At 42.1% G+C, this 21,372-nt stretch carries 19 protein-coding genes; 12 read left to right on the plus strand and 7 right to left on the minus strand.

The genetic code is table 11. The annotated features are described in order from the left end of the window. Position 1 precedes the first annotated feature (1 nt). From KT990_RS10245 to rplS, 7 genes are all read left to right on the plus strand, one after another. Positions 2–4,444 (plus strand): hypothetical protein, encoded by a 4,443-nt coding sequence (locus KT990_RS10245; protein ID WP_218208757.1) that lies wholly within the window; start codon positions 2–4, stop codon positions 4,442–4,444. A gap of 4 nt (positions 4,445–4,448) precedes the next feature. Further along, positions 4,449–4,952: a type IV pilin protein gene (locus tag KT990_RS10250; RefSeq protein ID WP_218208758.1), complete on the plus strand. Its 504-nt coding sequence runs from the start codon at positions 4,449–4,451 to the stop codon at positions 4,950–4,952. Further along, entirely contained in the window at positions 4,952–5,380 is a 429-nt protein-coding gene (locus KT990_RS10255) for a type IV pilin protein (protein ID WP_218208759.1), read from the plus strand. Before KT990_RS10250 ends, KT990_RS10255 begins: the two co-directional genes overlap by 1 nt. A gap of 143 nt (positions 5,381–5,523) precedes the next feature. Further along, complete coding sequence (gene rpsP / locus KT990_RS10260; RefSeq protein WP_005094274.1) at positions 5,524–5,781, plus strand: 30S ribosomal protein S16; 258 nt, start codon at positions 5,524–5,526, stop codon at positions 5,779–5,781. 18 nt (positions 5,782–5,799) lie between these two features. Next, positions 5,800–6,348: a ribosome maturation factor RimM gene (gene rimM / locus KT990_RS10265; protein ID WP_074383613.1), complete on the plus strand. Its 549-nt coding sequence runs from the start codon at positions 5,800–5,802 to the stop codon at positions 6,346–6,348. 27 nt (positions 6,349–6,375) lie between these two features. Continuing rightward, positions 6,376–7,110 (plus strand): tRNA (guanosine(37)-N1)-methyltransferase TrmD, encoded by a 735-nt coding sequence (gene trmD / locus KT990_RS10270; RefSeq protein ID WP_180041057.1) that lies wholly within the window; start codon positions 6,376–6,378, stop codon positions 7,108–7,110. A 186-nt stretch (positions 7,111–7,296) separates the two neighbouring features. Beyond that, positions 7,297–7,674 (plus strand): 50S ribosomal protein L19, encoded by a 378-nt coding sequence (rplS, locus tag KT990_RS10275; RefSeq protein ID WP_005094271.1) that lies wholly within the window; start codon positions 7,297–7,299, stop codon positions 7,672–7,674. Between the two features lie 83 nt (positions 7,675–7,757). Here rplS and KT990_RS10280 read toward each other — a convergent pair whose 3' ends face one another. The 4 genes from KT990_RS10280 to KT990_RS10295 form a co-directional block, all read right to left on the minus strand. Further along, a complete protein-coding gene (locus KT990_RS10280; protein WP_180076110.1) occupies positions 7,758–8,726 on the minus strand; it encodes an esterase/lipase family protein in 969 nt (322 codons plus the stop codon). Positions 8,727–8,860: 134 nt separating this feature from the next. Further along, the gene (locus KT990_RS10285; protein WP_218208760.1) at positions 8,861–9,832 is read right to left on the minus strand and encodes an esterase/lipase family protein; all 972 of its coding nucleotides are present in this window, start codon (positions 9,830–9,832) and stop codon (positions 8,861–8,863) included. 81 nt (positions 9,833–9,913) lie between these two features. Continuing rightward, complete coding sequence (locus tag KT990_RS10290) at positions 9,914–10,924, minus strand: lipase family alpha/beta hydrolase (RefSeq protein WP_218208761.1); 1,011 nt, start codon at positions 10,922–10,924, stop codon at positions 9,914–9,916. Positions 10,925–11,311: 387 nt separating this feature from the next. Continuing rightward, a complete protein-coding gene (locus KT990_RS10295; RefSeq protein WP_218208762.1) occupies positions 11,312–12,340 on the minus strand; it encodes a lipase secretion chaperone in 1,029 nt (342 codons plus the stop codon). Between the two features lie 152 nt (positions 12,341–12,492). On the opposite strand from KT990_RS10295, the gene truB reads away from it, so the two are divergent. From truB to KT990_RS10310, 3 genes are all read left to right on the plus strand, one after another. Next, positions 12,493–13,398, plus strand: a complete 906-nt coding sequence (truB, locus tag KT990_RS10300) for a tRNA pseudouridine(55) synthase TruB (protein ID WP_100329377.1) — start codon at positions 12,493–12,495, stop codon at positions 13,396–13,398. A 14-nt stretch (positions 13,399–13,412) separates the two neighbouring features. Further along, on the plus strand, positions 13,413–14,180 hold the full coding sequence (locus KT990_RS10305; RefSeq protein WP_218208763.1) for a sulfite exporter TauE/SafE family protein: 768 nt from the start codon (positions 13,413–13,415) through the stop codon (positions 14,178–14,180). A gap of 126 nt (positions 14,181–14,306) precedes the next feature. Further along, the gene (locus tag KT990_RS10310) at positions 14,307–14,774 is read left to right on the plus strand and encodes a hemerythrin domain-containing protein (RefSeq protein WP_005168802.1); all 468 of its coding nucleotides are present in this window, start codon (positions 14,307–14,309) and stop codon (positions 14,772–14,774) included. Between the two features lie 149 nt (positions 14,775–14,923). Here KT990_RS10310 and KT990_RS10315 read toward each other — a convergent pair whose 3' ends face one another. Continuing rightward, complete coding sequence (locus KT990_RS10315; protein WP_074383605.1) at positions 14,924–15,802, minus strand: EamA family transporter; 879 nt, start codon at positions 15,800–15,802, stop codon at positions 14,924–14,926. Positions 15,803–16,112: 310 nt separating this feature from the next. Between KT990_RS10315 and KT990_RS10320 the strand changes: the two genes are divergently transcribed. Beyond that, positions 16,113–17,261 (plus strand): hypothetical protein, encoded by a 1,149-nt coding sequence (locus KT990_RS10320; protein ID WP_180071971.1) that lies wholly within the window; start codon positions 16,113–16,115, stop codon positions 17,259–17,261. A gap of 55 nt (positions 17,262–17,316) precedes the next feature. Here the strand turns inward: KT990_RS10320 and KT990_RS10325 are convergent, their stop codons facing one another. After that, on the minus strand, positions 17,317–18,183 hold the full coding sequence (locus KT990_RS10325; protein ID WP_218208764.1) for an EamA family transporter: 867 nt from the start codon (positions 18,181–18,183) through the stop codon (positions 17,317–17,319). A 115-nt stretch (positions 18,184–18,298) separates the two neighbouring features. After that, entirely contained in the window at positions 18,299–19,531 is a 1,233-nt protein-coding gene (gene serA / locus KT990_RS10330) for a phosphoglycerate dehydrogenase (protein WP_218208765.1), read from the minus strand. Positions 19,532–19,885: 354 nt separating this feature from the next. Between serA and KT990_RS10335 the strand changes: the two genes are divergently transcribed. Continuing rightward, a complete protein-coding gene (locus KT990_RS10335; RefSeq protein WP_218208766.1) occupies positions 19,886–21,295 on the plus strand; it encodes an FAD-binding oxidoreductase in 1,410 nt (469 codons plus the stop codon). Positions 21,296–21,372: the final 77 nt, after the last annotated feature.

Raw genomic sequence — 21,372 nt, forward strand, 5'->3', positions numbered from 1 at the left:
CATGAGAAAACTAAATTTGAGAAAAGCTCACCACGATGATGTAGTGGATAAAAAAATGAACATTATAGATGTATCGAAAAAATTCAAAGTCAGTGTTATTACGGCTGCGCTAACGACTCTAATTTGTACAAGCACATTGAATTATGCTGCGGATCTGGAAATTTATAAAATTCCGGAAGATAGTGTAGGCGCAACTACATTGATGATGATGCTAGATTTATCAGGAAGTATGGGGTATGGGGATGGCTACTCTAATACTTCTATGAGCATACAAGAAGACTATGAAGTCTGTGTAGGTTCTAAATCTAACGTTAGTTCAGATACAACTACTACAACTTATTACACACGTTATTATTGTCCAGTTACAGCGTCAAATGCCAATACTAGGCCAAAAGTTACAGGTTACTGGTCCCATCCTGAAGGTCATGTTGACAGAAAATGGATACCAGGTTGTGAAAAGCAGGCCGATAATTCATACCGTTGTTTTGATCGTCTAACTCGTTTAAAGGATGGTTTGCGGTATGCATTATTAGGTAACCCGCCAGTACCAAAAATTGATGGTAAAATTATTTTAGGATTATCGACCTTTGCTGGAACTAATGGATATATTCGTATACCTGCACGTGCATTAGGGGAGGTATTAAGTACTTATACAGTCCAAGTTCCTTATGAAGAACTAGTTGAAAAAACAAGAGAAGTTCCATATATAGTAGATGTCCCTTATTCTTATAAGAAAACATTATGGCGTATCTATTCTAATAAAAGTGGAAAGAGCACTAAAATATATTATAGAACTTGTGATCAATGGAATGGTACCGATAATAAAGATTGTTCGAGATGGGATCCAAAAACAACTAAAACAGGATCTCCTGATGAGCCTAGTAGGTTTAATACATCTGTATTTATTCAAAACTGTAGTGAAGGAAATCAAAATGATTGTAAAGAATATGGAGAAAAAATAGATACTACAAAACAAGAAACAAGATATCGCACGGAGTCATATACTGAGACAGTTACAAAATATAAGGATGAAGTTCGAAATACAACACAAAGGGATCTTTTACTTTCTACTTTAAAAGATTTAAAGGCAAATAATGGTACTCCTACACCATATGCATATGCTGAGGCAGCAGCATATTTATTAGGAACGACCACAGTTACTAATATGCCAACGAACTTGAAAGTGTATTTCGGTATGGATGATGGAAGGGTAACTAATAGTAAAAGAAACTATGCGAAATGCTCTAGCAATGTATGGAGTATAACAGAATGTACTAGCTGGAATTATTGGTATAATGATGGAGTAAATTTTACTGCGCCATCCGGGTATACTAAAGATAGTAGTTCTTCTACTTTCAATTATAGAAGTAATGGTCAAAATTATTCATATAATGGCTACTACTATACTGGTCCAAGTCCAGAAAATTATTCGGGATTTGAATTATCTGTATCGGATTCTATTAAAGATAATAAATATGATGCACCAGTATCAATTACTTCTCAAAAAGATAATTCAGCGAAAAAAGAATGTAGTGGACAAGGGATTTATTTTTTAACAGATGGTCAGCCACAACCTGGAGGAGTAATTACAGGTGAAGATGGAAAAAGTGGCACTGCCTACAGTTTAATGAAGACAGCATTAGGTTCTAAAGGTAATGAGTTTAGCTGTTTAAGTAGTCCTCTTGGCAAACGATCAGCTTACGATCGGGTAGAGAATGGATGGGCTTGCGTAGGTAAATTCGCACAGGCCCTATTAGATCCAGAAAAAAATCCAGCAAATGTCAAAATTCAAACTGCGGTAGTGGGTTTTGGTAGTAGTTTTGGAGCTGGTGGTACAGAAACTGATGACGTAAAAGATGCAAAAGATTGGGGTAACGTTGGAGGAGGCGGATGGATCTCTGGTTCAAGCCCAGAAGATGTAGCTAAAAGTATTAATGATTTTATTACTACATTGAATAAAGATGTGCCAAGTATGAGTACAGGTTCATCTACTATTCCAATGGATGCTCTAAATCCTGAAGTTATCCAGCCTTTTGCTTACTCACCACAGTTTGAGCCAAAAGTAAATCCTTCTGATAGGCAGCAGCTCTGGTTTGGTAATCTTAAAAAATATTATGTTGTGAATGGAGGGATTTATTCATCTAAATCGGGTGGGAGTGCATTTGCCGTCGTTAAGAAAAGTAAATTACAGGATCTGAATGATGATTGGGCCAAAACCGAAGTAACGTATGGTGAAAACACACCAATTTTCAAAAAAGGTGGTGTTTTAAGTCAGCTTCTTTTGGGACTAGTTAATGATGTAAACGATAAAGGAGAAGCAACCACAAACGCTGGTCGTAAATTGCTGACAGAATATAATTTTGATGGTACTGCAGATGAAGATGAGCAAATTACTAGAGATTTTGATCTTAAACAAATTAGCTATGACTATACAACTGACGAAAAAACAAAAACAGATGATGCTGATCGTGTTCGCAGTCTAATGGCACTTCTTGGAATCAATATTTCTGATTCTACAGATACAAATAATTTAGATTTATCAACAGCTACTGCAGAAGAAAATTTACGCCAAATGGGTAGTATCTACCACTCTTTACCTGTGTTGTTGACTCAAGAAGGTAAGGCAGTTGCTGAAAAAAATGCAACAACTGGAAAAGTCCAGATTAGTTCGACTGGTCGCAAGGACTATATTATGTTTGGGACAACTCAAGGTTTATTAACTGTAGTAGATGCCTCTAGTGGTAAAGAAAAATTCAGCTTTGTTCCTAAAGAAATGATAGAAAAGCAAGCTGAAACCTTTAAAGTGAATGCGGGTAATTTGCTAGGCGGTAAAGATGCTTTATATTATGGTTTAGATGGAGAATGGGCTGCCCATACAGTATATGTCACTAAAAATGATGGTACTTTGACCGTGAAAGGCGCATCACGTGCAATTCTAGGTAAAACCCCTGCTGAAAATGAAAATTTTGATGGCAAGCAGTGGGTATATGGAGGGATGCGTATGGGAGGTCGAAGTTATTACTCTTTGGATTTAACAAATATCGATAATCCAAAACTAAAATTCCATATCGATCCATCAAGCGGTAAAGTTTATTCAAAAGATAATCCTGATGGTAAGGAGTTTGCTGCAATAGAAAATATGGCTCAAAGTTGGTCTAAGCCAAAACTAGAATATATTAACTGGAAAGGTCAGCGTAAACTTGTCATGTTTGTCGGCGGTGGCTACGATGCAGGTGGTGATAATGGAGACGGTTTGTATGTTAATGGAATACGTACAGGCTATGCAGGCTATGAACACTATGATTATGCCCAAGATAATAAAAAAGGTTCTGGCGTCTATATGTTTGATGCCGATAATGGTGATCTTTTATGGTATGCAGATTCAGCAGACAATGGAGAAGGTGATGATATTGAACATGCAGCACATAATGATTTGAAATACAGCGTAGTAAGTGATATCAAAACAATTGACCGTAATAATGATGGGCTTATAGATCATCTATATTTTGGTGATTTGGCTGGACAAGCATTCCGTGTGGATTTTAATGGAACTAAAGATAGCTTTAACTCCCAAGTTAATAAAATATTAGATTTGCATCAGGCAGATGGTACTAGCCCTCGTTTTTATATGGCACCTGTTTTTACAGCTCACCATAGTGCTCATAAAAAAGAAGGTGCACATATTGTTGTAGCTAGCTTCATTTCAGGAAATAAAAGCTCACCGCTTCTTGGAACGACCGATTCACCTTCTACAACAGGTAAAAAAGACACATTAGGACTTGCATATGATGGGGTGTATGCAATCTATGATTATGATATTCACCCTAATGGTAAGTTTTTCCCAAATACAAATTCAGGTGCAAGAACACTGGCAGCTAAAGATGAAGAAGCTTCTACAACTAAATTAAAATATATTAATAAAGTTGTGCGAAATGATACAGAACAAACTTTAGTTAAAGGGGCTGTAGCAGATCCTGATAGTGGATGGGGTGGTTGGTACTACCATTTCGAGAAGAAATTTAATGGTACAAGTGAGGCTGGACCGGGCATTATCAAAGGGTTAACACCCATGATTGCTATGGAAGGTAGCCTTTACGTCACGATGTATGATGCTTCAAACAATGGTACAACTTCGAGTTGTGGTGCAGGCGTAAAAGGGCATAGTTTCACTCAACGCTTATGTCTTCCAACAGGTGTTTGTCCAGAAAATGCAAATTATAAATATAATTTGGGTGCAGGTATTATCGGTTTGAATGTTGGTTCAGTAGATGGCAGTAATACTAAATCAATTGTTGTGCCTGATCCGGATGATATTTGTGAGGGGGAAAATTGTAGTCCATGTGAAGGTACGGACTGTAAGGTTGGGCAAAAGTTTATTCCTGCTGGTGGGTCAATCCGTTTCATTCCAAATCGTTGGTTTGAGCGTTATGCGAGAATGGAATGATACGATGCGAAAGAATCAGAGCTCAATATTTAATCTATCTAAGTTCAATCAGGGTTTTACCCTGATTGAACTGATGGTCGTTGTGGTTATAGTTGCAATTCTTGCAGCGATTGCTTTTCCTTCGTACCAATATTTCATCCGTAAAGGAGTTGCTGCACAGGCACAACAAGAAATGGGAAAATTATCAGAACAACTACAAAGATTTAAATCACGTAATTTTAGTTATAAAGGATTTAATGCAAGTTATTTATATACAGGTGGAACAAATTTCAATTCTGGAACACAGACATTGATTCTTAACCCAAGTTATACACTGACAATTGTAGATCACGGAGATGGTAACCCTCTTTTAACAGAAGATGATGCACTTGGAAATGCATGGGCGATTAAAGCAGTAAGTAGTGATTCTCAAAATTTTAATTACTTACTCACCAGTACGGGGGTACGTTGCAAGCAAAAATCCAGCATCACGGGCTACGAAAAATGTGCGACACGAGAGGATTGGTGATGTTTTATCGACAAGGATTTACTTTAATTGAGCTAATGATTGTTATAGCTATAATTGGAATTTTGGCAGCCATTGCTTATCCATCTTATCAAAATTATAAAGTACGAACACATCGTGTAGATGCCCAAGCTGAAATGATGGTAATTGCAAATAATCTTGCTAAGTTTAAAGTCACACATGGAAACTATGCCAGTGCAACACTTAATACAGTGTATGGTAGTAGTGTGACTCCACAAGGAAATACTCCACTTTATGATTTGACTTTATCTGTCACCTCATCAAGTTGGCAACTGACGGCTACCCCTAAAAATAATACCTCTCAAACTGGAAATGGTACGATTGTTTTGGATAGTTTTGGCAATAAGTGTTGGGAAAAAACCTCAACTCCATGTACACCTACAGCCACCTCTAACTGGGACGGCCGCTAAAACAAATCCAAATTTGTAGCCAACCAATTTTTAATCTTTCATTCAGGGCAAAGTTCAAGTAAAATACTGCCCTCTATGAAAGGGGTTTGAAATGTATCGGTGGTCGGTGCAGGGATAATCCGTAAAAACTATAAGGTTCTATCATGGTTGTTATTCGTCTTACTCGCGGTGGTGCTAAAAAACGTCCGTTCTATCAAATCGTTGTAACTGATAGCCGTAATGCACGTGACGGTCGTTTCATCGAACGTATCGGTTTCTTCAACCCGACAGCTCAAGGTAAAGCAGAAAAACTTCGTTTAGATGCTGACCGTTTTGCTCACTGGGTTTCTCAAGGTGCTCAACCTTCAGATCGCGTTGCTTCTTTAGCTGCTCAAGCTAAAAAAGCTGCAACTGCTGTTTAATATGGTAGTAGATTGCCCATGACACCAACACAGAATGTTCCCGAAGATCGTATTCAGATTGGACAGCTACGTTCAGCATATGGATTAAATGGGTGGCTCTGGGTCTATTCCAATACAGAACCCATGAGCAACATATTTGACTATCTGCCTTGGTACATTGAGACCAAAGCAGGTTGGCAAATTGTTGATGTAAAACGTTGGAAACCACATGGTAAAGGCCTGGTTGTTTCGCTTAAAGGTGTGAGTGATCGCACTGGGGCAGACCAACTGGTTGGCACCAATGTCTGGATTGCTAAATCGCAACTGCCTCAAGCGGGTGTAGATGAATATTATTGGTCTGATTTAAAGGGTCTAACAGTGTTAGGTCTGAATGATGAGGATCAAGAAATTAATCTCGGTCAAATTTTTGAACTGTTTGAAACAGGTGCCAATGATGTGATGGTGGTTCGCGCAACTGCCGACAGTATCGATGGCGAAGAGCGCATGATTCCATGGCATAAAGATGTGGTACAACGCGTTGATCTTGAAGCTGGTCGTATTTACGTCAATTGGGGCGTAGACTACTAACACTTTTTGGAAATAAGGGAGTCTGCGATGTTTTTTGCAGTCATTACGCTTTTTCCTGAAATGTTTGAAGCGATTACAGCCTACGGTATTAGCGGGCGCGCAGCAAAACGTGATTTGATGCAAATTCATTGTATCAATCCTCGCGATTTTGCGACGGGCAACTACAAACGGGTGGATGAACGTCCATTCGGTGGTGGTCCGGGTATGGTGATGATGGCGGAGCCTTTGGCACAAGCAATCCACCGTGCCAAAGAGCTTGCTCGTGAAGCAGGTGCAGTTCAGGTTCCTGTGGTGTATATGTCACCGCAAGGAAAGACCTTAAATGAAGCTGCGGTACAGGACTTCGTTCAATATGACGGATTGATTGTACTGTGTGGGCGTTATGAGGGGGTCGATGAACGTTTGATCCAGCAATATGTTGATCAGGAATGGTCAATTGGTGATTATGTTTTGTCGGGTGGTGAACTGCCAGCGATGGTTTTATTAGACAGTATTATCCGGAGGCTTCCGGGGGCGATGTCTGATGAACAATCTCATGTGCAAGACTCCTTTGTGGATGGTCTGTTAGACTGCCCACAATATACCAAGCCTGACCAGTTTGAAGGTTTGGATGTGCCTGAGGTACTTAAATCAGGTCATCATGCAAACATTGAAAAATGGCGGTTTTTGCAGCGTTATCAGCGAACACTTGAACGTCGACCTGAACTGGTCGAACAAGTAGAATTGACCAAGCAGCAAAAAAAATGGCTGAAAGATTTGTAAGACATTGCTGAGAAATTGGTGCTGTCTTCGAAAACGGTACTTAAATTGAGTTTAAGTATTCTTTAATAGGCTCTTTAAAGTTGAGATGGTCAACTTTAAAGGGAAAGATAATCGGGTCTATGCGCTTTAGCCTCTAGCCCCCGCGATGATCAGACCTCTTCTGACTCGCATTATTGGAGATACCCCATGAGCGGTAAGCATCCTTTAGTTCAAGTAATTGAAAATGCACAATTGAAACAAGACATCCCTGCTTTCGCACCAGGTGATACAGTGATTGTTTCTGTAAAAGTTAAAGAGGGCGACCGTGAGCGTCTTCAGGCTTTTGAAGGTGTTGTAATTGCGAAGAAAAACCGTGGTTTGAACTCTGCGTTCACAGTACGTAAAATTTCTAGCGGTGTTGGTGTTGAGCGTGTATTCCAAACTCACTCTCCAATCGTTGCTAAAGTTGAAGTGAAACGTCGTGGTGACGTTCGTCGCGCTAAACTTTACTACCTACGCGAATTGTCTGGTAAAGCTGCACGTATCCGTGAAAAATTACCAGCTCGTAAAGTTAAAGCTTCTTAAGTTTAGGCTCAAGTTAAGTTTTATCTCGAGTTAAAAAATGCGCCTTTGGGCGCATTTTTTATATCCTAATATTGATATAAGAACTATAAGCCTTGCAGTTTCAATCGATTGGCATGTTGACGATACACATCGACCGGGTCGGGGGCAAAGATGCTTTTCAGGCCCAAGACCATATTGACTTCATCTAAGTGATTCCAGTTGTAGTTATCACGAATGGTTTTACCAAATTTGGCACTACAGCGAGAGACCAGACCATCATTGTCCTTGCCACCATCAATCAGCAGGCTGGTGACTTTCAAAGCAGAGTCGGGATCGAGAATGTTGGTCACTGTGCCAGTGCCGGTAAATGAATAGTTATAAATATTATTCTGTTTATAGGCACCTTCGCCACAGGTCGTGCTTGACATTCCCAGCGGATATTTCTGATTAAATTGTGCCGATCCTGCCAGTGTCAGACTGCGACCACCTGCAAGAGAATCATGCGGGAAGCTGTTTGGATCCAGTCCTTGGGCCCAAGTGATGGCTTTAGACACCAGATTAATCCCACCGACCAAAGGGCCTTGTAGTGGCGTATCTTCTGCCTGAAGAATCAGATCTGCAACTGGTGAGCCTTTATGCGGCGCACCGACCGTAGTCAGAGAGGCAACCAGTTGAGGCGCTACACCAGCGACATAACGAATCGTGGGACCACCATGAGAATGACCAATCAGATTGACTTTAGATGCGCCTGTAATCGCCCGAATTTCCTTCACTTGTTCTAAGAGTTGTTCACCGCGAATTTCTGATGAGTTAAACGGCGATACTCGGGTCGCCCAGACATTGCCACCATTGCGGGCCAGATCCGGTAAAATCTGATACCAGTAATCCAGACCAAACTGATCTGTTCCGACCCGGATAAAGCCTGCCATCCCGTGTGCAAACACGATGGGATATTGGGTCTTGGCATAGTGTGAGCTGGCTTTCGCTGTGACCTGACTGGCTTGAGTGGATGCCTGAGCCGTGACACATGTGCCAGCCAGCAGCAGACTGGTGATGAATAAGCCGTATTTCATATATTTTCCTCATTTTTGTTGTTTTGACAGGATGATTCTTATCCTGCTTTGTCAAATGACCCACCCGAAACGGGCGAGTTAGGTTTTAAGTTGCTGTATTTAAAAATTATGATTGATGGATAACATTGAATGATTTATAAGCCTTGCAGTTTGAGCCGGTTGGCATGTTGGCGATAGAGTGCAATCGGGTCTTGGGCAAAAGGCCCTAAAATGCCGAAGAACTGGTTCACTTCATCGAAATGATTGTGGGCATAGTCTTGACGAATGATCTGACCATAACGTCCACTACATAAAGGTAGAGCGCCATCATTGGCTTCACCTTTCAAGAAAGTCCCGCCTAAACTGACAATAGTCGATTCAATGATATCCAGAGGATTGGTGGCTTGCCGGTTGCCCATCCAAGAGTAATGATGAATGCCATTGGCTGTGATCTTCATGCCTTGGGTCTGACAGTCTTCAGGAATCGCAGCAGAACCGTATTTTATATTGAAGGCTCGAATGTCTTCAGGATGCATGGCACTTAAGGCTGCTGTGATATTTACCGGATATTGATTTGCTGTTACCAGATTCATGCTGTAGCCCAGAATTGTTCCAATGGCATGAATCAGCGGTTCTAGTAAAGGTGTCTGGCTGGCATTGACAAAAACAGGTGTGCCTTTCATCGCACCTGCAATTGCGGTCAGTGAAGCCACTTTGGCAGGTGCAACAGCTTCAATATATTGAATGGTTGGTCCACCTTGACTATGTCCAATCAGATTGACTTTAGCTTTACCCGTCAGTGCAAGAACTTCGTCAATTTGTAGTAACAGCTGTTCACCACGTAGTTCATTGGATGCAACCGCAGATAATTCCGCGGAAAATACACGCGCACCATGACGGGCTAAATCTTGCGGGATCTGATACCAATAATCTAAACCGATGTTATCGGTTCCAATGCGGTTAAAGCCCAGACCGAAGCCATGGACAAAGATGAGCGGATAATGGGTTTTGGTGTAGCTGGATATAGCGAATTTGGGTGTATATTCAATCAATGGACTCTGCTTGGCATAAGCCAAGGAACAACTGAATCCAATAAATAGACTGAATACCAGGCTTATTGTTTTCATTATTCTATCTCTGCTTCATCCGGGAAAATGATGACCGCTTATATAGCAAAGCCTTTATCAATCCCGATAAAGGCGAGCCGCTTACAAACCTTGCAGCTTTAAGCGGTTGGCATGCTGACGGTATAAAGTCACCGGATCTGGGGCGAATAGACCTTTCAAGCCAAACATCATGTTGGCAAGATCGGTATGATTGAGTTTGTAATTGTCATTAATCACTTTGCCCATATAAGCACTACAACGTGCGACCATACCATCATTGTTTTTATTGCCATAAGACAGTGGGCCCAGTTGCATTAAAATCGTATCGATGTCTAAGGCATTGGTGGCTTGTGCTACACCTGTCCATGAATAGTAATAAATACCTTTAGAATCTTTAGGTTTGAGGTTTTTATTACAGTTCTCAGTCGCTGCTAAAACGCCGTCTTTGACTGCTTCTTTTGCAACAGTTGCATTAAAGTTTTTTGATTCTGTTTGGGTTAGTGATTTCATCGATGCATCAAAATCGATTTCTAATTCAGGTTTAAGCTGAGCGAGTGCAATTAAAGGTCCCACAATATAGTCACCTAAAATATTAAACGCGGTGCGGCTTAAACTATTGTTTTGAATATCGTCAGCAACTTTAGAACCATGATAGGTACCAGCAACGCCTGTAATCGATGCCAGATATTCTGGTTTAGTGGCAGCGACATAGAGCACGGTTGGCCCGCCATGAGAGTGACCAATCAGGTTAACTTTGTGTTTGCCGGTGATTGCTATTACATCTTCAACCTGGCTGATCAGCTGTTCACCGCGATGTGCTGTCTTATTTGCCGGAGACAACTGTGCAGCAAAGACGGTAGAACCATTGCGTGCCATATCCGGTAGAATCTGATACCAGTAATCCAGCCCGATGCTGTCGGTGCCAATACGTGACCAGCCTAGCCAGCCATGTACCATCAGAATAGGATATTTGGTTTTGGCATAATCAGATCTTGCCTTTTCAGTAACCTGTGTCGCACTTGCCGCGGCATGGGCCTGTGCAGAAAAGCTTAATCCCAGAGTTGTTGCTAAAGTCACAGTCAGTAACTGTGCTGTCTTGCTGAAAGTACGCATAAGCATCCCTTTTTAATTTTATCGTTATTAAAGCAATCATTGCTTTTCTAGAGTGTTGTAAGCCACAAAATCAGACTTTGGACCATACAGTTTTGGCCTTCTATGGTTGAGCAATTTTTCTTTTAAGTAGCGGTATTTTTTCACTTCAACGCGCTAAAACCATGTCATTTTAGGACACGACAGAGAGAAGAGATTTACATTGTAAGAATATGTTTTATTTACGGCTGTATTTAAATTTTAAGTTGTTGAAATACAAAACACTCATTGAGGTTATTTTGTGTAAACAAGAAATATTTAGAAACAAAGTTAGGGTGGGAGATATGAAGGCATAAAGCTTTCGATATGAGGATCATAAAAAAAGCCATCAACAGGTGATGGCTTTTAGGCTTAATTCGCAAAGGGCAACTTGCCGCCTTGATCATGAATCTGTTCAAAGGTTTCGACCCGCAGCTGGTCATTCGGCTGTTGAAAACGTTGCTGGCGCAGCTTCTCGACGGCTTGCTGTTTGGCGCTGTCACTCATGCCACTTTGCATGATGCTATCCCGTTCATTGAGATACGTCGTGACACTGGATTTCCAGCTAGCACGTTCGCCATCCAGTTGCTCCAGACGTTGCGTGGCTTCAGGGCCGACCAGGTTTAATCGCATTTGACGAATCTCTACATTTGAGCCACCACGCGCTTTAATGTCTGCGCTGAGTTTGCGTAAATCTTCGAGTTTATTCAGTTGTTCCAGATTTTCCTGCCAGTCTTGTGGTAATTGTTCAAACAGATTTTTGAGCTTCTGGGCTTTTTCAGACTCGCTTAAGCTGTTGTCTGCCAGCACGGCCATACGGTCAAGCGTATATTCATGATAGGTGTCTTCGGTACCAAATAAACCTTCAATTTCATAATTAGAAAAATATTGTTTACGCAAATTCTGGGTGCTGCTATAGATGCTGCGGTAATAGGCCGGATCTTCCTGATCGAGGCCTGTCGGTGCAGTCAGTTGGCCTAAACCTTGACGATACTGAATATAGCGATCCCATAAATCCAGAATTTGTGAGAGAGCGGGTTCTTTATGATTCTGGCGAATGTAAGTTTTAAAATCCTGTTGAATCTGTGCCAGATTTTTTTCACCAAACTGGGTAATAAAATATTCAAAACAGTTTCGAGTCTGTTCATTGACGGTCAGACGGTTACTCGCATCCAGCTGCATCTGGCAATTGATTTCGGTATCTTGCTGGCTGGCACTGGAAAACGCTGCATTGGCCGGGCTGGTTATACTTAATGCAGTGGGTTCGCCGCGGCGTTCACTAAAAGGTGATTGGCCAATAGTCTCTGTCTGTGATTCATTCTGAGGAGATAACCAGAGCATCAGGGTGATAAAGCACAGCACCACCAGAGCCAGAATGATCCATATCTTGTATTTCTGCATATCCTATGCACCTGTTTTTTCGGTTTCATTATTTTTAGAGTTTTGATTCGGCTGAATATGCCATAAAAATCATCAGATACCATAGAAAAGTTGTAAATCATCGCACAGGGTTTTACCATGGCGCCAATTTATAAAATGTCTGATTTTTTGCCATGAAAGCATCATCTCCTAAAATTCAGCGTCGTCATCTTAGTGGTGTCTTCCTTTTGAATAAACCCTTGGGCATTAGTTCTAATGCTGCATTGCAAAAAGTTCGCTGGTTGTATCGTGCGCAAAAAGCAGGCCATACCGGGGCACTGGATCCTCTGGCCTCGGGTTTATTACCGATATGTTTAGGTGAGGCGACCAAGTTTTCGCATTATTTATTAGATTCAGTCAAGCGTTATCAAACGACGGTCTTTCTTGGACATAGCACCACCACCGGCGATGTCGAAGGCGAAGTCTTATTAGAAAAAGCGGTTCCTGAACTTTCGGAAGCGTTGATTCAAGAAACCTTGACACAGTTTATCGGTGATATCCAGCAAGTGCCACCGATGTATTCGGCGCTGAAAAAAGAAGGTCGTCCTTTATACGAACTGGCACGTAAGGGCATCGAGATTGAACGTGAAGCGCGCCCGATTAGCATTCTGGCCATTGAGCTTTTATCCTTTACTGAAAATAGCATCACGCTGGATATTACCTGCTCTAAAGGGACTTATATCCGGGTACTCGGTGAAGATATTGCCAAAGCCTTGGGTACTTACGGTCATCTGACCTATTTACACCGCATTAAAACCGGTCATTTTGATTTGATCCCGAGTTATACCATTGAATATCTGGAAAGCTTGAATGAAGACGAGCGTGATAGGTTGTTGTTGCCGGCTTATGCACCGGTGCAACATTTCCCGCAAATCCAAGTGCCAGAAGGGCGGGCAGAATATTTTAGCCGTGGCATGGAAAGTAATATCGAGCACGATGCAGCTGAACAGGTCTTGGTTTTTGATGGTGAAAAATGTTTAGGCCTGGCGGAAATTAGTGATAAAAAACGACTGGTGCCAAAACGCGTCTTAAACCTCTAAGCAAGGTCTGAAATATGGATATTGAGATCATCATCAGCCTGATTGTCTTTGCATTTTTTGCAGGGGCAATTGATGCTGCTGTAGGCGGTGGTGGTCTGATCCAGATTCCGGCAATTATGGGCAGTCTGCCGCATTTACAGCCGGCTACCGTATTTGGTACCAACAAACTGGCCTCGATTTTTGGTACTGGCTCTGCGGCATTTTCCTATTTGCGTCAGGTAAAACTGCCGTGGTTGCTCTTGGGCGTGATTGCAACTTGCAGTTTCATCAGCTCGTTTATTGGCGCGGCCAGTGTCACCTTGATTCCGGTCGAAATCCTCAAACCTTTTGTATTGATCATGCTGATTGTCATCGCGATTTATACCGTGATGAAAAAGCAGTTTGGTCAGGTGCATGTTCAGCAAAAGCTCACCAAGAAAATGTTGGCATTGGCAGTTTTGGGCAGTCTGGCCATCGGATTTTATGACGGAATTTTCGGGCCGGGTACGGGCAGTTTCTTTATTTTCTTTTTCATTCGTTATTTAAGTGTCGATTTTTTACATGCTTCAGCTTTATCTAAAATTGCCAATTTCACCACCAATCTGGCAGCGTTAACTTTCTTTATTCCCAGCGGCAATGTGCTATTTATGGTCGGGGCGATGATGGCGGTGGCCAATATCTGTGGTTCCTTGCTGGGTGTCAAATTAGCCTTTAAATATGGCAGTGGCTTTATCCGGATTTTATTCCTGATTCTGGTCAGTTTACTGATTTGCCGGATGGCCTATCAGATGTTCTTTATATAAGAATAGATGTAAACCATTCTCAATATTAAAGTTTTTTATACAATTTGTACTTATAAAACCTCCTGAACCCATGCCATTTTCTTTCTATGATGTAAAAAGGCAGGGCGAAAACAGGAGAAAAATTAGATGACCACCATTTTTGAAGCATTAAGAGAAAGTCATGAAATTCAGCGTGATCTTGCAGAAAAATTACTACAAACTTCAGGGGATACAGCAGAACGTCGTGAGCTGTTCAAACAACTCAAGAATGAATTATTTGCCCATGAAGCGGCTGAAGACCGTTATTTCTATATTCCCCTGATGATGACCGATTCGGGCTTGAATATCACCCGGCATGCCTTGGCCGAACATCATGAAATGGACGAGATGATTGAAGAGCTGACTGCAACAGAATTGAGTAATCCGGGCTGGATTGCAATTGCCAAAAAGCTTTCCGAAAAAGTGCATCACCACTTAAAAGAAGAGGAACATGGTTTCTTTCAGCAGGCGGGTAAAATTCTCGGTGAAGAGCAAAAGACCGCTTTAGCAGTGCAGTACAAAAATGAATATCAACGTTATAAAGACATGAAAAAAGATATGCTGGTACAAAGCTAAATTTTAACTTTAAATCGAATAAATGAAAAAGATGGCGCTACAGCCGTCTTTTTTATCCGGATTCATTTCTCCGAGGTATTTCTCCTAAAGGGAGAAAGCACAAAAATGAATGAAAATATTGAGTCAGTTGTCCTGATTCCAACCAGGCTTTATGCATTCCGTTCTGCAGCTCCTTGACGCGCGGCACGTACTGTCACACCGACAGAGGCCAGCATAATACACACCAGAGCGACCGCTTGCAGTACCGTGATTTTCTCACCCAATAACAGAAAACCGGTCAAAGCCGCTAAAGCCGGAGAGAGGCTGGACAGGGTGCCATAGCTCATTTTGTTTAAATGCTGTAAGGCTTTTAAATCGAGGGCATAAGGAATCGCGGTGGCCAGAATTGCAATCACAATGGCCTTGCCCCAATGTTGTGTATCAATCAATGCGGGTGCGTTGTTGTAGAGACCAATCGGCAGCAGACACAACGCTGAAATACTGATGGCAATGGTCAGTGCATGCATGCCGATATTCTGCTGAACTACACGTTGGCCAAAGAAAATATACAGCGCCCAGCAGAAACCTGCCCCCAAGGCACAAGCTGCGCCCAACAGGTCAAAATTACTGCTGTTGGCCTGTCCCCATGGCACCATCAGCGCGATGCCCAAAATGGCCATCAATACCCAGATATAATCACTACGGTGTTTAATCGACAGTAGAGCCAGTCCCAAAGGGCCAATAAACTCCAGACCTACTGCAATGCCTTGCGGTAAACGACCAAGTGACAGATAGAATAAAATATTCATGACCCCTAAAGCCGCGCTATAGCAGAGTAAATCCCGCCATTTTAAAAAAGGCAAACGTGAAATTATTTTCCAAGAGCGGAACATGACGCAGACAATGATTGCAGCAAAACAGAGTCTTAAAATGGTGACAGTAATCGGATCCAGTACACTAAACAGCTGTTTGGCAAAAGATGCACTGATCTGGTACGAAGTCATGGACAAGACCATGAAGAATACGGCAAGAAGTTGGGCGTTTGGCATGGAAGCAGCTTCTACCCAGAGCGGGTGAAAATGAGAAATAGAAAGAAATGAAATTATAGCAAACTGGTTGATTTTTGCTGAGTAGGCCAGAGCAATATTTTGTGAATGCAACTTAAGTTTGGAGATAATCAATTTACATTTTAGCTCAATCAAATATGTGAAGTTTTAAATTCAAAATTAAACTTACCTCAGGTGTGGTTACAAATTAATCAATTTTTAATTTGATCTTATTTTTATATTTATTAAAATATCTTAGATCCCAATTCGGGGCAGCATTAAAATAACAATGAAAATAATAAGGTAGATAATAATGAAATTACGAATACTTTCTTGCGCCATTTTGGGCTGTATGCTTGCAGCATGTGGTAGCTCTGATAATTCGGATAATAATACACCAGTCCCTAGCCAACCGGCTCCGAGCAATCCTGGTAATCCGAACAATCCTGGAACCCCAGGTGATGGAGCATCAGACACAGTGTCGGAATTCTACAACTATCAGTTCAACTTGCCGAATGCTGATGCAGCAGACATGGAGTCGAAAAAACTTCTATTGGCCAGTCATAAAAATAAAATTACTGACGGCATATTATATGCAGATGATAACAGTGTCGTGGATACTGAATATAATATTGAGGAGAACATGGTGTTCCCGACTTATGTCACCGCTAAAGGGGTGTTCCCTGCAGATCGGACCCGTACAGCATTCGGCTATAAGCTGGAAAAAGTACTGGAAAATACGACCACTCAATTTAAGAGTCGTCCTGTGACCCTACCGGAGAACAACATCAGTAATCATCGGCATATAGAGTGGTACGACCTGTCAGGAAAAGCATTAACTGAACGTACCAATATTGCTGTGGTGAAAATGTATGAGGATGCTGCAACCAGAGTGTTATTTAATAGTGATAATACGACAGCCGCTGACCGTAAATATTATAATGAGTTTGCAGCCAATTTTATTGATTTGCAGAAGGCGCGCACATTCCCGAATGGATCTAAATGTTTCCGTCTTCAGGCTGAACATCCGGAAGAAGAATATATTGAATTTGATCCGGAAACAAAAACTGACTATCGCACGCTGGCTGATTGGCAGGCACAAACGTCTGTCCAGGAGCTGGCAAAAACTATTCGAGATGGCACCATGGCTGGCTTGAAATATAAAAAGGCAGAATATAAAGATGCTGCTATGCAATATTACAAATATTTTGGTGCGATCGAATATCAAGGAGGAATTTATAACAGTGCGTTCTCGGAACATGGAGAACATATTGATCACAACGATTATGTTGCCCAATCACGAAAAGTGGCTTTAGACAAATTAAAGGAAAATGATGCCAGTCCTTTAATGATCAAATGGACAGAATACACTTATGAGCAGCTTGCTTTTGCATGTGATGGCTATAATGTGACAGCAGCCACTGTATTAAATACGGCGATTAAAGATGCAACACCACGTTAAAGTGATTCTAATAAAGGTATCTTAAATAAAGGCGCTATAGCGCCTTTATTTTTATTCAATGTTTTCGTCTTTGACTGGTCACCGTACAGCCAATTGAAGCACTAATAATCGTGGCCAGTGCCAGCCATTGTGTCCACAATAAAGTTTCACCCAAGAAGATAAAACCAGAGAGTGCTGCGATTGCAGGTTCCAGACTCATCAAAGTACCAAAACTCAAGGCGGTTAAATTTCGCAGGGCAATCATTTCCAGGGTAAAAGGCAGGGCGCTGGCCAGCACAGCCAGAGCCATGAAATATAACAGGCTGATGGGTTCAAAGGTATGCGCAGGAATGCCAGCAAAAAGCGCAATTGGCATCAGTACCAGCATCCCGACCAACATGCCCAAGCACACGGTATGGTTGCCGGAAACCCCGGAAGGCTTTTGCCCAGCGACGATGTATAGCGCCCAACAGGCACCCGCACTTAGGGCAAATAGACTCCCGACCGGATCAAGTGGCTGTGCAGCCTGATCAAAGGGAAACAGCAGAATCAGGCCTAAAATCGCCAATCCGACCCAGACAAAATCAAATTTTTGCCGCGCATAAAACAGCGCCACACTTAAAGGGCCAATGAATTCAAAAGCAACCGCAATGCCCAGCGGCAAGCGATCAATCGACAGATAAAACAATAAGTTCATACCTGCCAGGGCCAGACCATAACTGAGAATGGCCGGCCACTTGATCTGTCTGAAATGAATTTGCCAAATTTTAAAAATCAATGCCAAAATTACAGCACCCAAAAGCAGACGCATGGCTGAAACGGTCAGAATGGGAAACTGACCGAACAGATATTTGGCAAAGGAACCACTGCTTTGCATACTGATCATCGCGATCAGGAGAATCAGTGGCGCTTGTACAATAGGTGCAATTTTAAAATTCAGCATAACTCAATAGGTTTCGATTTCTCGAAGAGCGGAAGAACAGTAAAGGCTGAAAAATAAAAACCTTAAAAAACAAAAAACCACAGCCCGAAAGCTGTGGTTTTTTCATATTGTTAAATTAGAACAGTACGCGTACGCGGATTGTTCCTTCAACTTCATGTAGGGTATCGAGTGCTTCTTTAGATGCAGTCGCATCGACATCCATCACCAGGTAACCGACATCACCTTTAGTCATGAGAGACTGACCAGAGATGTTGATACCGTGTTCAGCAAACAGGTTGTTGATTTTAGACAACACGCCTGGAATGTTTTTATGAATATGAAGTAAACGGTGTTTGCCTTCAGTCAATGGCAACGCAATTTCCGGGAAGTTCACTGCAGATAAAGTCATACCTTTATCTGAATAGGCAACGAATTTCTCAGCAACTTCCAGACCGATGTTGGCTTGTGCCTCCATGGTCGAACCACCCACGTGCGGAGTCAGGATCACGTTTGGAAGGTTACGCAGTGGAGAAACGAATTCTTCACCATTGGCTTTCGGCTCTTTCGGGAATACGTCTACTGCAGCACCAGCAATGTGACCAGACTTGATCGCATCTGCCAGATCTTCAATCACAACACATGTACCACGTGCTGCGTTCAGGAAGATTGCACCTTCTTTCATTTGCGCAAACTGTTCTTTGCCAAAGAAATTACGGGTAGATGGCAGATCCGGAACATGTAGAGTAACCACATCTGCATTGGCCAGTAATTCGCCCATAGAACCGACTTGACGTGCATTTCCTAAAGGTAGTTTTGTCACTGCATCATAATAGGTCACTTTCATGCCCAGGCTTTCAGCCAGTACAGAAAGTTGTGAACCGATTGAACCGTAACCAACGATACCTAAAGTTTTACCACGTGTTTCGAATGAACCGACAGCCGATTTGTTCCAGCCACCTGCATGTGTATCTGTTGATTTTTCAGGTACACGGCGCAGAAGCAGAATCGTTTCTGCCAAGACCAGTTCAGCGACTGAACGGGTATTTGAATACGGTGCATTAAATACCGGAATACCGCGACGCATTGCAGCATCGAGGTTGACCTGGTTGGTACCGATACAGAAACAACCCACAGCAATCAGTTTGTTCGCAGCTTCAAATACTTCTTCAGTCAGTTGAGTACGGGAACGAATACCGACGAAGTGTGCATCTTTAATCGCTTCTTTCAGTGCTTCGCCTTCGAGCGCTGTTTTACGATAATCGATGTTGGTATATCCAGCTGCATTCAATGTGTCGATTGCGTTCTGATGAACGCCTTCTAACAGTAGAAAACGGATTTTATCTTTAGGTAGAGATAGATGTTGGCTCATTACGGCTCCGCTACAAAGGCCAAATTTAGTCGCGGTATAATAGCACAGGAAAAGCGCACTTATACATTTCCTTAATGACGCTCACATCAGCTATTCTGGCAAGATATATTGATAATAATGATCATGGTGTTTGATTTAAATCTGTATTTTCAAAGGTATATTATCAAAATTGTCATTTTTCGCGGGAAACACCAAAAAATAGCTTATAATATTGCGCCATGCTTTTAAAGCAGCGTGATCCGGTGCTTTAATAATCATGTTTCGCCTGATTTGTATCCATGTTTTTATGCGTAAAAATTGTGCAAATGAACCAGCGAAGTCTCTCTTGTTTAAATCATGCTAGGTCTGCAAACGATGAATGCTCCAGTCGCTTTAACCCCTGAGTTATTGACCCAATTGACTGCAATTGTGGGTGAAAACCGTATTAAAACCGATACGGACAGCCTCCAGAATTGGGGTCGCGATCATACGAAGCACTTTGATCCAAACCCGTCAGTCGTCGTTTTTCCGTCGTCAACTGAGCAAGTTCAAGACATCGTAAAATTGGCAAACCAATTTAACGTTGCAGTGACTCCATCGGGTGGTCGTACCGGTCTTTCTGCAGGTGCAGTCGCAGCCAATGGCGAGATCGTGGTCAGCATGGACAAGATGAACCAGATTCTGGAATTCTTCCCGGCAGACCGTATGGTGCGCGTACAGGCAGGTGTGGTGACTGAACAGTTGCAGAACTATGCTGAAGAGCAGGGCATGTACTATCCGGTTGATTTTGCGTCTGCTGGTTCATCGCAAATTGGCGGTAACATCGGGACCAATGCTGGCGGCATCAAAGTGATTAAATACGGCATGACCCGTAACTGGGTGCTTGGCCTGACTGTGGTGACGGGTAAGGGTGATGTACTGCGTCTAAACAAAGGCATGATCAAGAATGCAACTGGTTATGCACTACAACATTTATTCATCGGTGGTGAAGGGACGCTGGGTCTGGTGACTGAAGCGGAAATCAAACTTGAGCGTCAACCACAAGACCTGCAAGTGATGGTTCTGGGTGTACCTGATTTTGATGCAATCATGCCGTTATTGCATGCCTTCCAGGCGAAAATTGATTTAACCGCATTTGAGTTCTTTGGTGAACTGGCAATGCAAAAAGTGTTGGCACATGGTCACGTGCAACGTCCATTTGAAACTGAATGCCCATTCTATGTATTGCTTGAGTTTGAAGCGCCGTTTGAGCCGATTATGGACAAGGCGATGAAAATCTTCGAGCATTGTATGGAACAAGGTTGGGTACTGGACGGCGTAATGAGCCAAAGCCTGGATCAGGTGGAAAGCTTATGGCGTTTACGTGAAGACATTTCTGAATCTATCGCGCCGTTTATTCCATATAAAAATGACATCTCAGTTCTAATTACGCATGTTCCAGCGTTCATTAAAGAAATTGATGCAATTGTATCGACGAATTACCCAGACTTTGAAATCTGCTGGTTTGGTCATATTGGTGACGGTAATTTGCACTTAAACATCTTAAAACCTGCGGATTTGTCTAAAGATGAATTCTTTGCCAAATGTCAGGTCGTGAACAAGTATGTTTTTGATACCGTGAAAAAATATGACGGTTCAATTTCTGCGGAACATGGTGTGGGCATGACCAAGAAGCCATATCTTGAATATTCGCGTTCGGCGGAAGAAATTGAATATATGAAAGCCCTGAAAAAAGTGTTTGATCCAAATGGCATCATGAACCCGGGTAAACTCTTCGATCTTTAATCGGTCGGAATTGAAAAAAGCGCATCGAAAGGTGCGTTTTTTTATTGCTGTGTAAAGGCAGTTACAGAGTCTAAATG

The organism is Acinetobacter sp. F9 (genome assembly GCF_019195275.1).
GTDB lineage: Bacteria > Pseudomonadota > Gammaproteobacteria > Pseudomonadales > Moraxellaceae > Acinetobacter > Acinetobacter pseudolwoffii.

Excerpts from the sequence above, each read along its gene's own strand:
- KT990_RS10245 (WP_218208757.1), top strand. The coding sequence starts at position 2 with ATGAGAAAACTAAATTTGAGAAAAGCTCACCACGATGATGTAGTGGAT.
- KT990_RS10250 (WP_218208758.1), top strand. The coding sequence starts at position 4,449 with ATGCGAAAGAATCAGAGCTCAATATTTAATCTATCTAAGTTCAATCAG.
- KT990_RS10255 (WP_218208759.1), top strand. The coding sequence starts at position 4,952 with ATGTTTTATCGACAAGGATTTACTTTAATTGAGCTAATGATTGTTATA.
- rpsP (WP_005094274.1), top strand. The coding sequence starts at position 5,524 with ATGGTTGTTATTCGTCTTACTCGCGGTGGTGCTAAAAAACGTCCGTTC.
- rimM (WP_074383613.1), top strand. The coding sequence starts at position 5,800 with ATGACACCAACACAGAATGTTCCCGAAGATCGTATTCAGATTGGACAG.
- trmD (WP_180041057.1), top strand. The coding sequence starts at position 6,376 with ATGTTTTTTGCAGTCATTACGCTTTTTCCTGAAATGTTTGAAGCGATT.
- rplS (WP_005094271.1), top strand. The coding sequence starts at position 7,297 with ATGAGCGGTAAGCATCCTTTAGTTCAAGTAATTGAAAATGCACAATTG.
- KT990_RS10280 (WP_180076110.1), bottom strand. The coding sequence starts at position 8,726 with ATGAAATACGGCTTATTCATCACCAGTCTGCTGCTGGCTGGCACATGT.
- KT990_RS10285 (WP_218208760.1), bottom strand. The coding sequence starts at position 9,832 with ATGAAAACAATAAGCCTGGTATTCAGTCTATTTATTGGATTCAGTTGT.
- KT990_RS10290 (WP_218208761.1), bottom strand. The coding sequence starts at position 10,924 with ATGCGTACTTTCAGCAAGACAGCACAGTTACTGACTGTGACTTTAGCA.
- KT990_RS10295 (WP_218208762.1), bottom strand. The coding sequence starts at position 12,340 with ATGCAGAAATACAAGATATGGATCATTCTGGCTCTGGTGGTGCTGTGC.
- truB (WP_100329377.1), top strand. The coding sequence starts at position 12,493 with ATGAAAGCATCATCTCCTAAAATTCAGCGTCGTCATCTTAGTGGTGTC.
- KT990_RS10305 (WP_218208763.1), top strand. The coding sequence starts at position 13,413 with ATGGATATTGAGATCATCATCAGCCTGATTGTCTTTGCATTTTTTGCA.
- KT990_RS10310 (WP_005168802.1), top strand. The coding sequence starts at position 14,307 with ATGACCACCATTTTTGAAGCATTAAGAGAAAGTCATGAAATTCAGCGT.
- KT990_RS10315 (WP_074383605.1), bottom strand. The coding sequence starts at position 15,802 with ATGCCAAACGCCCAACTTCTTGCCGTATTCTTCATGGTCTTGTCCATG.
- KT990_RS10320 (WP_180071971.1), top strand. The coding sequence starts at position 16,113 with ATGAAATTACGAATACTTTCTTGCGCCATTTTGGGCTGTATGCTTGCA.
- KT990_RS10325 (WP_218208764.1), bottom strand. The coding sequence starts at position 18,183 with ATGCTGAATTTTAAAATTGCACCTATTGTACAAGCGCCACTGATTCTC.
- serA (WP_218208765.1), bottom strand. The coding sequence starts at position 19,531 with ATGAGCCAACATCTATCTCTACCTAAAGATAAAATCCGTTTTCTACTG.
- KT990_RS10335 (WP_218208766.1), top strand. The coding sequence starts at position 19,886 with ATGAATGCTCCAGTCGCTTTAACCCCTGAGTTATTGACCCAATTGACT.